This window comes from Cohnella sp. 56, assembly GCF_037963805.1.
Taxonomy (GTDB): Bacteria; Bacillota; Bacilli; order Paenibacillales; family Paenibacillaceae; genus Cohnella.
This window is the reverse complement of the sequence record NZ_JAZDQE010000033.1, coordinates 1-13860: the sequence shown is the minus strand read 5'-3', so window position 1 is coordinate 13860 and position 13860 is coordinate 1. Positions and strand designations below refer to the sequence as shown.

The 13860-nt window shown below is 61.9% G+C and carries 3 protein-coding genes; 2 read left to right on the top strand and 1 reads right to left on the bottom strand.

All coding sequences use genetic code 11. The annotated features are described in order from the left end of the window. Positions 1 to 436: 436 nt before the first annotated feature. Entirely contained in the window at positions 437 to 8518 is an 8082-nt protein-coding gene (locus VQ071_RS29175; RefSeq protein ID WP_340518526.1) for an S-layer homology domain-containing protein, read from the bottom strand. Between the two features lie 284 nt (positions 8519 to 8802). Here VQ071_RS29175 and VQ071_RS29170 point away from each other — a divergent pair, with 284 nt between their 5' ends. Beyond that, complete coding sequence (locus VQ071_RS29170) at positions 8803 to 12045, top strand: DUF4073 domain-containing protein (RefSeq protein WP_340518523.1); 3243 nt, start codon at positions 8803 to 8805, stop codon at positions 12043 to 12045. A gap of 359 nt (positions 12046 to 12404) precedes the next feature. Further along, positions 12405 to 13655, top strand: coding sequence for a ParB/RepB/Spo0J family partition protein (locus VQ071_RS29165; RefSeq protein WP_340518521.1), 1251 nt, complete (start codon positions 12405 to 12407; stop codon positions 13653 to 13655). The last annotated feature ends 205 nt before the right edge of the window (positions 13656 to 13860 follow it).

Below are 13860 nucleotides of genomic sequence, written 5' to 3'. Positions count from 1 at the left end.
CTTCTTTGACGATTCTAATGCGCACTTCTTCTTTCCACTTCTTACCGCCCATCCCGATCATCTCCCTTATCCCCAGTTTAAATCATTGTGGGATGGGACTCCAATTGGATTAGGGGGCCTAGGAGAAAGTGCAGGATAGAGCGCCTCAGCAGCGGCATTTCGTCTGATCGTCGGTATCCATCATGCACTTTTGCGCGGTACACTCGGGCAACGTCTATCCTCGCTCGGCTATATCGCACTTTTGCGCGGTACACTTGAGCTTGTACCTTGCAATGCCATGCACGGCCCGTCTCTCATTTTCTCATCCTGTCCACCGTCACCAGGTTATAAATTCTATAATGTTAAAAAGAAACCGTCAGGGGGAAATCGCCCCTGACGGTTGTTTCGTTTCGCTTGCCTGCGAAGAGCGTACGATTTTTGCGGACCAAAGACCGCTTTATCCTTTTTTGACGATCCGGCCGAGCGCGTCCATCGTGCGCAGCACGACGGTCGCGGCTTCGGCGCGCGTGGCCGTCGCCTGCGGGTGCAGCTTGCCGCCGCTTCCCTTGAGCAGTCCGGCCTTGACGGCATAGGCGACTTGCATCCGCGACCAGCCCGACACCTGGACGCCGTCTGCAAATGCGCCCAGCAGCTGCTCGGGATCGAGATCGTCCGTGACGATGCCGAGCGCCCGATACAGCATGACGGCCATCTCCTCGCGCGTGATCGGATCGCTTGGCCTGAACTTGCCGTTCGCGCCCTGCACGATGCCCGCCGCGGCGGCGATGCCGACGGCCTCTGCATACCAGGCGTCCGCAGCTACGTCGGTGAACTTCGGCCCCGACATGCCGGGACCGCTGCCGCCCGCGAGCAGCGGCAGCATCAGCTTCACGAACTCGGCCCGCGTCACGCTGCCGTTCGGACGGAACGAGCCGTCCGGATCGCCCGTCACCACGCCGCGCGCCGCCAGCACCTCGACATCCCCGCGGCTCCAGTGGTTCGTCAGATCGCCATACGTATACTCGGCGACGAGCACCATGTAGACGCCCGGCTCCGTCACGCTCGCCTCCACCGTACCCGAGGCGCCGTCCACGATGCCGCCGACATACTTCCAGCGGGTGCTGTCGGCGTCGTCCTGACGATACAGCCCCGACTTGCGAATATCGGCGCCGTTCAGCTTAGCCATATCGTAGGCGATCGTCAGCTTGGCTGCGGCGGACAACCGGTCGCCCGTGTCGAGCTTCCAGGCGTAGGCGTCCGACAGCGGCCGCAGATGCGCATCCGCCGGAGCCGATGCGTTTTGCATTTTCGTTGCCGTTACTTTCTTGGCCGTGCCGGCCGCGCCTCCGCTGCCCGGCAGCTTCAGCTTGAGCTTGCCGCCGAAGAAGCTCAGGCTCGCGCCGGCATCTCCGATCTCGGCGCTCTCCACGTTCGGATCGGCCGGATTGCCGCCGCCTCCCTGGCCGCCCTGACCGCCCGGTTCCTCGCCCTGTCCGGACGCTCCGGTCGAAGCGGATGCGCCGACGGACTTGGACGTATTGCCCGACGCGTCGATCGCGAATACGCGCAGCTCGTATTCGGTGAGCGGCTTGAGACCGCCGACCTTGTACTCGCCCTTGCCCTTCTCCGCCTCGGCTGCCGCATACTCGCCGGTTGAACCGGCGACCCGCCATTCGATACGCAGCTTCGCCAGATCGGAGGACGGCGGATCGACCCATGTGAGCCGGATCGCATCGCTCCCCTGAGCCGATGCCGCCAGCGCCGAGACCGGCAGCGGCGGCGTCATGTCCACGACGCGCTGCGGCATCAGGCTGAATGCCGCGCCGCGCGCTTCATTGCCCGCTTCGTCTACCGCCGCAACCTTGAATTCGTACGCGGCGCCCGCGTCCAGACCGGGGACGGCGCCCCACATCGTGCCGGCCGGCACTGTGACAGGCTGGCCGTACGTCCCATCCGACGCTTTTTTCCAGTAAATCCGCACGGAAGCGAGATCCTTGTCGGACGGATCGCTCCACGTCAGCAGGACGCCTTCGTCCGTCATGCCGCCCTCCAGCGCCGAGACATCCGCCGGCGGAGTCGTGTCGGCTGCTTCAACCGTGAACGTCGCCGCAGCGTCCTCGCCCATCGGGACGCGCGCATAGCTCTGCGCCGTGCCCCGTACGGTCAACGTATAGCTCTCGCCGATCCGCAGCGCGGCAGCGGGCACGAACTCCGCCGCCATCGCGAGCGTCAGTCCGTTTTTATCCACGTAGACCTCTTTGGCTTCGACCGTTCCCTCGACGTCCGCCGCTGCCGAATCCTGCAGCGCGAATGCGTCTTCGAGCGTCCCGACATTCATCGGCTTGGTGAAGTACACGGTCACGCCCGCGCCGCCCGGAGCCGGACGCACCAGCTCCACCTCCGGCGCCGCATACGAGACGATCGGCACGTTGACCTCGAGCTGCGGCGGCGGCACATCGAGCGCATCGCTGTAGGCAGTCTCGTAGCCTTCCTTCTCATATCGGACCTTCCACTTGCCCTCCGGCACATCCCAGCCGTAGCGGCCCTCCCTGTCGGTCGATTGCGGATTGTCCTGGCCGTACCACTCGCTGTCCCATACGGTCCACACATCCCCGACCAGCTCCATGACTGTAGCGGTCGCACCCTCTACGCGATTGGAAGGCATGCCTTCGTATACATATCCGCTTGGGTCCCAGATGTACTTGGGCGACGCCGCCGGCTGGTCCTTGCGATCGGTCGGCGGGTATGGCTTCAGCTTGCAAGTATACTGCTTGATATGCGCCTCGAGTTCGTCCAGCTCATTGTTCTCGACTTCCTTGAACTTTATGGACGCGTACTCGCTCGCTGCGTTGAACAGCAATCCGGGTCCCGTATCGATCTTGCCCAAGGTTTTGAATACCTTCAGGTAGTTGGAAAACGCAAAGTGGGCGTTAATGTCGAACACCACTTCCCGTGCAAAGTTCGAATAATAATCTCTGGCTTGAGGGTCGCATATCGCCTCGGCCGCCACCAGCAAATCCTGGGCGCGCGTAAAGTTTTTCAGGTTATTGGACGCTACTTTAGCCGCTGAATAACCCTTGAACCCGGCATCCCCGATCTTGATCAGCCCGTTCAGCGAGACCCCGATGCCGCCGATCGAGGCCCCCTGAATCCCACGGGCCGAAGCCGAAGGGGCCGGCATCACGAAGCTGACTGATGCCTGCAGCGAACCATCCTGGCGCTCGGTATAGCTCTCTGTGAAATTGAAGACGGGAAGACCGGTCCGCGCTTGCCAAGCCTGATCCCGCTCGCTTGTCGTATAGGCGACCGAATCGAACTTCGCCCGTACCGTAGACGTGACGCCTTGGGCCAGTTGTATGTCCGCTTCGAATGCGCCTTCCGGCATCTTCTCGCCGCCGGGCGTCTGCTCGCCCTCCTTCGTCAGACGCGTCAATACGACGTCCCGGAGCGGCGCCGGGAGCGAACTGCGCAGCTCCGCCTCCGGAATCGCAGGGCGGCCCGCCAGCTCGGCCGAATCTGCCTTCGTCCGGTAGTCGACCCATACTTGACCGAAGTTCTGCGTGAACGGGATCACGCCCCGATAGACGCCGTCGGCTCCCTTCGTCGCCTGCGACAGCACATCTCCGTTCTGCACGCTGACGTCGTATACGCGCTCCGCGTCCCTGAATTTCAGGCTGTAGGAGATCGGAACGTGGTTCAGGACAGACAGCGGGAATACGGCGACGCCTCCTTCGGCGTTGAAGGTGACTTCCTTGCGGTTGGACACAATCGTCATCGACTCAAGCCCCGGATCGTGCGGATCGTAGACGACGACCGCTTCTTCTCCGGCCACGCGTGCCCCGTCGGCACCTACCGCCTCGGCGGTGAGCCGATGCTCGCGATAGACGCCGTCGCTGCCGCCCAGCTCTGCGTCCGCATACCACAAGCCGCTGCCGTTCGCCTTGGCGGAGCCGATCTTGTCTTCGCCGTCGTAGATGGCTACGACCGCGCCTGCCGGTGCCGAGCCGCCGAGCGACAGCTGCCGCTTGACCGTCAGCGCCGGCGCCCGCAGCGTGACGCGTACCTTGGACAGCACGGCCCCGCCCAGCAGCTCGCTTGACTGCTCGCCCTTCATCTTGTAGCGGATAGAAGCCTGAAGCGCGGGTTCTGCGCCCATCGCTTCGTCGAACCGCAGCTTGACTTGCGCGCTTTGCTGCGCGCTGTCTGCGACCTTGCCGACCGGCAGGATCAGGTTGCGGCCGTCCAGTCTGTAGGAAGCCGCCTTGCCGGCCACGATGGCCGTACCCTCGACAGGCTCGACGCCCGCCGGCAGGGCGACGACGATCTCGGCATCCTCGGCGACCAACGTCGGCGCATAATAATTCTGATACTGGACGCGCAGCGTCGTCGTGCCGCCGGGCGCCGCCTTCGAATCGGATACGGTCACGGCCTGCCTGATCTTGCCGCTCGCGAACGCGCCGTACGCTTGCAGCTTGAGCACGCCCAGATCGGTCGTCTCTCCCTGAACGGTGCTGAACGAGAGATCCGCAAAGCTGCCGTTCGCGTAGAAGGACGCTTTGTAGCTGCCGGAACCCTGCAGCTTCAGGATGCCGCGCTCCTCGCCGGAGGCAAGACTGTAGCTCGTCTCGGCTACATATTCGCCCTGGTCGTTGTACATGTATACGAAGGCGCTGGTCAGCGGCTTGCCGTCCGGTCCGAGCAGCCGGATCGCGGCTTTGGACGTCTCGTTCTTAAGACGGAGTTCGACATCGGCCTTGCCGTTCTGACCGATCACGGCCGTCTTGCATTCGGCGGACAGATTCAGATCCCGTCCGTCCGCGCATATCTCGACCGTCTCTCCCGGCAGTGCGCGCAGGGACAAGCGGGACTGATACGACTGGATGATGCGATCGGAGCCCAGCTTGTAAGTGCCTGCGACGAACGCGTCGATCGGTATCGGTCCCTGCCAGGTGCCGCCCGGCTGCAGCGTATACAGCTTCACGCCCACGTCGGCATAATCCAGAATCCGCAGCTCTTGCTGCTTCGTCTGGCCTCCGACCAGCTTGACGGACGCCTGCTGGCTCTGATAGCCCTGGACGGACGACGCCGATATCGCGCGCAGCAGGATTTGACCCTGCGGCAGTTCCAGCGAGTACGCGCCCGAGTCATTCGCCTTGGCATAGAACAGCTTGCTCTTGCCGTCGTCCAACAGTTCGGCTACGACCTGCGCGCCGGCCGCTGCCGCGCCGTTCTTGTCCTTCACGACGCCTTCGAGCTTCGCGAGCGGCTTCGGATGCACGGTCATGCTCGCTCGCACATCGAAGCTGTCGATGACGATCGACTGCTCCGCCGGCATATAAGCCGGGTCGTTAGGCACAAGCTTCAGCCGGTACGTCCCTCCCTCGGACACCCTCAGCGTCAGCCTGAGCGTGCTGTCCTTGCCGATCCCTGCGGTTCCTTCGCTGACGACGGCACCGTCCGCGTCCGTCAGCGAGTACTTCGCTGCGCCCGCCGCGCCGTCTTCGAGGCGAAGAGCGACCGCCAATGCGACGTTGTAGGCCGCAGGAATATCTACCGTATCGCTGCGTCCATACCCTGTCTGCATGGCGTTGAATTGCAGGTACGAGAGCGTCGAGCCGCTCTTCGGCATCAGTGTCGCCGCATAGTCGACGCCGGGGAACGGTACGTCGACCGTCTGCGTCAAGCTGTCTCCCAGACTGCCGCTCCAGGCAAAATTCATATATTTGTCGTTGAAGTAGGCGATCCGCAGCCAACTGCCCGTCGCGGCCGCTTCCCAGCCTTCGAGCGGCTTTTGGGGCGCCGGCATCCGCAAGGTCAGCCGTCCGGCTACATTTTGCCCGATCGGATAGTCGCGGTCGACCGCCCGGCCGTTATAGATGACGCGCACCGATTCGATCCGGGATACGCCGGCAGCGATCCGGAAGTTCCCTTCGTATCTGCCGCTTCCCTCCCGCTCGGCAAGCGTGATCCGCGCCGTCCGCTTGACCGGCTCGGCGGCGTCCTGGCTCTCCCAGATCGAGTAGCTGACGTCCGCGGCCAATTGCTGACCTGCATCCGACTCCACGATGAGCGTCGAATCGCTATCCTGCACGGGCAGCGCTTCGAACGTGCCCGTCAGCTTTTTCTCATAGTTCATGAACAGATTCCGCACGGCCGCATCGTCTTTTTTGACGATGAAGCGCAGCGTATTCGTGCCGAGCCGCAGTTCGATCCGCTGCTCCGCGCCTGCGATATAACCGGCCGGAACGGCGACCGACACCTTGAACGCCTCGCCTGCCAGATGGCTGCCGGGCAGCATCGCGATCCCGTTGCCGTCCGGCTTCACCTCGGCGACCGGCTCGTCGCTGCCGTCTTTTTTGAATACGACCTTGATATCCTCTCCAGGTTCGCCGTATACCTCGACTTTGACCTGCAATACAGCCGGCAATGTCGGGGTCAGCGAGAGCGGCGTCACGGCGCCGCCCGTCACTTGTACGTCCGCAGCCGCGGCCAGCCCAACCTCGCCGCCGTCGTCCGACTTCGCCGTCAGCTTCACGGCATAGGCCGTACCCGCCGGCAGCGGGAGGTCGTACGACTGCGCGCCGGGACGGATCGTCATCGATACGTCGGATTTGTTCTCATGACTTGCGGTCAGCGTCATCGTCTCCGGCAGCGCTGCCGATCCGGATAGCGATACGCGCAGCGTGCCCGCGATCCGGATCGGCGTCCCTGGCGCGGAGACCGTCTCTCCCGCGCCCTTCTCCCTCGCGGACAGCTTGTCGACGGCGTTCGTTCCCGCAGGCGGCTGCCACTGTCCGCGGTAGATGCCCGCCGCCTGCGCATCCTCGGTCAACCGGACGACCGTCTGCTTTTTCTCGGACGATCCCGACTCGGTCAGCGCGCTATAATCGACGACCGCCTCGACCTCCACGCCCGGCTGGCCGGACGCCTGCAGACTCAGCGTCGTTCCTTGCTTCAGCTCATTGCCTGCCCAGGCGTCGCCGGGCACGCTCCAGGACACCGTCTGAACGGCGCCGCTCGGCTCGCCGGAGCCGCATGCCTCGCTGCACTCTACATAGAGCGTTGCCACGTTCAGCAGATACAGGCGCTTGCCGTCATGATCGAGCGTATTGCGCGTCGTTGTATAGGTGGGGTTGAACGTTTGCGCGGCTGCCGCGACTGCGATCTCCCCATCCTCATTCACCGTCAGGTCGAAGCGCTCGCCGAATGCGCCGGCCTGGCCGGGCGCCTTGACGTAATGGAGCAGGTCGGCTGCGATCGTCTGTCCGTCCCCGCTGATGGAGATGTTTGAGTACGATTTGTTGCTATCTTCCTGCGAGGGACGATCATCGTTCAGATACTTGGTCTGGCCTGTGGTTCTGTCGAACACATGGGGCTTCGCGTATCCGCCGTACCTCGCCGTGAAGGCAATTCGCGAGCCGTCGTCGCTGATCGCGAGCCGATTGTAGGTAGATGCCTCCTGCGAGTAGCTGTCCACCGCACGAGCCTCTACGTCGTATACGATCATCGACTCTGTCGATCCGTCCACCGGAACACCCGCGAGATCCGTGGCAGTTGAGATGAAGGCAATATATTTGCCGTCAGCGCTAATCACGGGACGTTTGTTGAAGTCATCGCTCGGTTGTCCCTCCGCATTGACGCTCACAAGCGTACGCGTATCCGACTGCCGCTTGTACAGATAGATCTGGTCTCCTTCGTTGTATACGATCCGATCGCCGTCGGCGCTGATCGAAGTATCGATGCCGCTCACCCCCGGCGGGCTGACGGCTTGCAGGGAATCGCTGTCGATCTCGTATACGTAGACGGTCTTTTCTCCGTTCGTCGGGCCACCCTTCAAATTGTTGGCCCCCGTGGCGAACGTGATCACCGAGCCGTCTCCGCTGACGGACAGTCCTGTGATCAATCCGTTCAGTGGCTTCTGGTCCCCCGTCAAGGGCAAGGTGTGCAGGACACCTGTCGCCGGTTTGAATTCATAGATGGAGGAATTTTTGTTGCCGGCGAGCAACAGCGTCGATCCGTCCGCGCTCAAGGCCAGCAATCGTTCATCGCCGCCCATGATGGAGGCTGTCGTCAGCTCGGCCGAATACTGCGGGGAAGTGCCCGCATACGTCCGTTCGCCCGAAGAACGTTCACCTTCCTTATTCACGGCCTTGACGACGAAGGCATAGATTCGCTTGGGCGACAGATCTCCGATGACGACATGCGTGTCCTCGGTCTCTGTGATCAGCGCATTGGTTTTGTCGTCGTACACTTCATATTTCTCGATATCGGGATCTTCTCCCGTACCGTCGGACAGCAGCGGCTTTTCCCACTGCAGCTGCACGCGATTGTAATCGATCAGGGACCAGTCCAGATTCCTGACTTCCTCAGGCGGCACTCCCGTGCCCGCAGGCTCGGCTTCGGAGACCGATTGCTCCGGCGCCGACTCGGCCAGCGCGGTCCGGGGCAGTCCGCCGGGCAGTACGATGCCGACCAGCAGCGCCGCCACGACGAGCTGTCTAAGCAGCAGGTGCATATATTTCTTTCGCATAAAACGCATCACGATTCCTCCGCATTCTCCATGATTATATAAACTAGCGTAAGCCGCTGCGGCCGATCTCACCAGTGAACAGCCGTCATCGCTTTTGTCATCGGGGTCATATCTTCCCGCGACATAAGTCATAGGCCCAAGCTGCAGAAAGATCGGAATATATTGATTTCCCGTACTGCAGCCGCTCAAGGAAAATAACTGGAAAAATGTCGAATTATATGTTTAACCTGCTTGACCCGCGTTTAAGGAAACCTTGAAAGCCTTAAAAATCCAACAGAGAAGGGAACTGGGAGATGAAAAGAAAATCGTTCTTGATCATTCGGTTGTTCGTCGCGCTGCTGCTGCTGCAACCCCTGCTAGGAGGACTTGGGACCTGGGAGCGGGCTCATGCGGACAGAGGCACGCCGCTCGATCAGATCAACATGGCGCTGGAAGACGGCGGCGATACCGATGCGATGCTGGAAGCGCTCGCAAATCCGGACGCCAATTTGAAACTGCCCACAGACTTTGATAAATGGAAGGATACGGACAAGACACTGGCCGCCGAGGCCGTCATTGAAGTACTCGATATGTTCCAAGCCTCCCGCTACGAGAGCATGGCCGAGGTCCAATTGATGCTGGATCTTATCAATGTTACTTTTACCGACTACAACGATCTCAGCCTGACCGCCCTGCGCGGCAAGGTCGACCGACTGTTCGAGCTGTTCAAGACGATTCCGGCGGTATTCGCGGGCTCCGACAGCGAGCAGCAAGCGGATCAGCTGGCCCAGATGCTCTCCGGCTACGACAGCATGACGGAAGCGGACAAGGAAAACTTCATCTATCTGACGAAGCTGTGGAAGCTTCCTGAAGCCATTGAGATGACGCCCTTCAATCTGGTCAAAGCCGTCTTGGGCTATGCTTATGCGCCCTCAATTAATAGAGCCTCATCTCCCGAAGATATGATGGAAGTGCTCGGCTTGATGGCGTCGGTGCCGGACTTGCGCAAAGATTTCATTCATGACTATCCGAATGTCCCGATGGAAGAGTGGCCGCTGGACTTCAGCCGCCTGGCCGATCCGGATGTGACGGATGAAGACAGGGCAGCGCTCGTCCAGTGGATGCTGGACAAACGCCCGGAGGGCGGCTACGAGACTGTCGCCAAAATCCAGAGCACGTTCGACAGCTTCTTCTCCTCTTCGGCCCTGCACGCGGTCAATGCGGCCTTGGCCAAGGAAGACCCCAAGTATATGCTGGCTGCGCTGACCGACCCGGCGCTTGGTCTGAATCTGCCCGCAGACTTCGACAAATGGAGCAAGCAAAACCAAAAGTATTGGGCAGACGCGGTCAGAACCTTTAACAACACAAAAGGCTTCGCATACGATAATTTTAAGCAGGTACAATTCGTAGCGGATCTGGCCGCCCGCCCGTTCGCCTTGCTGAACGATCGAAGCCTGAAAAACGTCGGCACGACGATCAATGAGGTATTCGACCAGATCGCCGATATCGACACGGTATTTCCTGACCTTGAAGAGTCCAAGATGTTTGCGCAAATGGCGGACGCCTATATCGCGTTGACGCCCGTCGACAAGCATATTTTTGCCTACAGGTTGTATTTGCAGCTTGCGGTGGCCGGCGATGTCGAATCGACAGAGCTGAATCCGGCCTCGCTGTTAAGCGCCATCCTGCTCGGAGCCGCGTACTATCCCGCCGTGAACGGCGTATCGGCCCCCGAACAGATGAAGGCCGTGCTGACATCGCTCCAAGACGTACAGGCGATGGTGAAGCAGCTCAAGGAACAATATCCGGAAATTACAATCGAGAACTGGAATCTCGACCTGTCCAAGATGAACGATCCGAAGCGCTATGACGCGCTCGCCCAGTGGATGCTCGACAAGCGTCCGGAAGGCGGTTATGCAGATCTGGCTGCCGTACAGAGCGCATTCGATCGGTTCTTTGTACCTGCCGCACCGCAGGTCACCGCCGACGACAATGCGGACAAGCTGGTCGGCGCGGACGCGACGATGGAATTCTCGATTGACGGCGGCGCGACGTGGACGAGCTACGATCCCGAGCGGACGCCTTCGTTCGTGAGCAACGTCACCGTCCTCGTGCGCGTCAAGGCCAGCGGCGCGGCTCCGGCCGGCGAGACGACCAGCGTGACGTTCACGCAGCCTGCCGTCTATGTGCCGTCGCAGCCGGGCCCAAGCTCGGAGACGCTGTATGTCGACGTGCAGGGCAGCAACGGCGGCGGTCTGGCCCGCACGCCAGTTATCCGCACAACGGACGCTTCGGGCAAGGTCACCGACAGCGTGACGCTGTCGGCCGACACCGCCAAGGAAGCCGTGGCCAAGGCCAAGGAGCAGAGCGGCAGCACGATCCGCATCGTCCTCCCCGAAGCCGGCGACCGGGTGTCGGAAGTGTCCGTGAATATTCCGCAAGCCGCCTTGTCGCAGATCAACGATGCGCAGATGAATCTGGAGATCACGACCGGCGACGCCGTCGTCACGATCCCGACAGCCTCGATCACAGGCTTCGGCCAGGACTTGTACTTCCGGCTCGTGCCGGTCAAGTCGGACGATCAGCGCGGTCAGATCGAAGCGAGAGCCAAGCAGGAAAAGGCGGTTCAAGCCTATGTGCTGAACCAAGCTGTCAAACTTTACGGACGTCCGGTACAGATCGAGACGAATCTGCAGAGCAAAAAAGTAACGATCGCCCTGCCCGTGAAGGAAGGTTTGCCGAGCGATGCGACCGAACGGAATCGCCTGCTCGAGCATCTCGGCGTGTATGTCGAGCATAGCGACGGCACCAAGGATCTGGTCAAAGGAACGGTCGTTCAGGTTGGAGGTACGCCGGCCGTTCAATTCGACATCCAGAAGTTCAGTACCTTCTCCCTGGTCTATATGGACGGGCTGAACAACAACCCGCCAGCAACGCAGACTCACACGCCATATATTAACGGATTCGGAGCCCAGTTCCGTCCGGACGCGTCCGTGACCCGCGCCCAGATGGCTGCCATGCTGGCGCGCAACCTGTCCGGCATCAACGTGCCTGCGAACGCGAATCCCGGCTCCGACGTCGGCGTGGATCACTGGGCGCGAGCCGACATCCTCAAGGCGCAGACTGCGGGCATCATGAACGGCCTTGGCGGCGGCAAGTTCGGCCCCGAAGCTGCCGTCACGCGCGCGCAGATGGCGGCGATCGTCGCCCGCTGGCTGCAGCGCAATGCCGCTCAGCCGCTGACGGGCAGCGCCGACTATCGCGATGTGGCCGCCGGCCACTGGGCGGCGTCGTCCATCTCGATCGTGACGGCAGCCGGCATCATGACCGGCTACAACGGCGATACGTTCAAGCCCGACCAGCCGCTGACGCGCGCCGAAGCCGTGAAGGTGCTGAACCGCCTGTTCGGCCGCGGTCCGCTGAACGGCGCGACCGAAGTCACCTTCAGCGATGTGCCTGCGACGCACTGGGCTTATTCGGACATCGAGGAAGCCGCATCCGAGCATGCCTATACGATCGATGCGCAGGGCGCGGAGCAGATCGCCGTCAACCCATAATCGCGCTGCGATCTCCATCCTTCCCGCAGCCTTCGGCATCCTGGCCGCGAGCGTCCGACGACGCTCGCGGCTTTGTCTTGCCTCGCCGTCCCGCCCGCCAGATTCAGCCGACGCCGCTGCGCTTCCGTCCCTTTTTGAACGATATCCCCTTTGCACAGGAACAGTCACTATGGCTCTTCGATATGTCGCAGGAAGCAGGCTTGACCGGAAAAGCTCCTGAGCGAGAGGGATACCGTTCAAATGTGCAAATACGGGCTGCGGGGAGCATGCGTTCCTATCGGCTACAACCTGTACTATAATAGATACATATAGATATGGCGCCCGCGCGGCGTTCATTATTCGTACAGGAGATTAAACATATGCAAATTATCGAATTGCCCATGAAGTTGATCGACGAGGACAAGGACCAGCCCCGCTACCGGTTCGGCGAGGAATCGCTGCAGGAGCTGGTGAACAGCATCGGGGAGATCGGCCTGCTGTCGCCGATCAAGGTGCGCAAGGCCGACGGCGGTCGGTACACGATCATTTACGGCAACCGGCGATATCTCGCCTGCTCGAAGCTCGGGCGGGAGACGATACCGTGCATCGTGTCCGAGGCGACCGACGAGACGGAGATCTATCTGGAGCAGGTAGCGGAAAATCTGACGCGCGAAGGGTTCACGCCCATCGAGGAAGGCGAGGCATTCCACAAGCTGCTGAACGATCCGAAGTTCGCCAGCTCCGTGAAGTTCCTCGCCGGCAAGCTCGGCAAGCCGGAGGCGTACATCAAAAACAAATGCGAGCTGCTCAAGTTCGGGCCCGCGGTCAAGAAGCTCGTCGTCAGCGGCACCGATATTCGCAAAGGCACGCTCACCGAGGACCAGTTGCTGCCGCTCAAGGATCTGCCGATGGAGTACCGCGACCCGCTCGCGCTGATCATGGCGCGGGACGAGATGCCGGTCATCGACGTGAAGCGGATCGCCAAGCTGTTCAAGGACGCCTCGATCTCCGAGCGTACCAAGAGTCAGCTGCTGTACAAGGACGGGCCGGGGCTGCTGGACACATGGTCCGCCTACGAGGCGAGCCGCAAGGAACGGGCGCGTGCAGCGGCGGAGGCGGAGCGGCGGCAGGCGGAGGCCGAGGCAGAGCGCAAGGAAGCGGAGCGCGAGATGGCGGTGCAGCGCGAGGCAGAAGCGGAGGCCGCGCGGCGGCAGGCGGAAGCCGCGAGCGGGAGTGCGGCGGCTGCGGGCGCGGGGGCGGGCGCAGCTGGTGCTCCGGCAGGCAAGGCGCTGGACGGCTCCGGCGGGACTGCATCCGGCGCAGGCGGACAGGCCGGCGGCTCGGGGGCGGGCGGCACCGCTGCGGGCGGCGCGCCGATCGCGCAAGGCGGCACGGCGGCGCCCGGCCAGGGCAGCGCGCAAGCCGCGGTCGCCGACATGCAGGCGATGGCTACGCTGCGCAGCCTGCTCACGGCGCTGCCCGCACCGGATGTGCTGGCCGCTGAGCTGGAGGCTGCGACGTCCCTCGACCCGGAGGCGCTGCTGGACGGCCTCGACGATCTGATCGGCCGGCTCGAGGGGCATCTCAACGCCTGCCGGTCTGCCCGAGCTGCCGTAGCCAGCCGCATATAAGAGAAAAGGAACGCCAGGAGCGCGCACGCGCGACCTGACGTTCCTTTTAATGTCGGCGCATGTACGCCACCGAGACAAAAACCAGCTAATGTTTGTCAACCCTCTGGGGTTGGATTGCGACAGCGTTATTGCTATACTGTTTTTGAGTAAGACAAAGAAGCCCTCCGGTGGTACGGATGCTTCTGGGTGAATATGGTATTTAGGC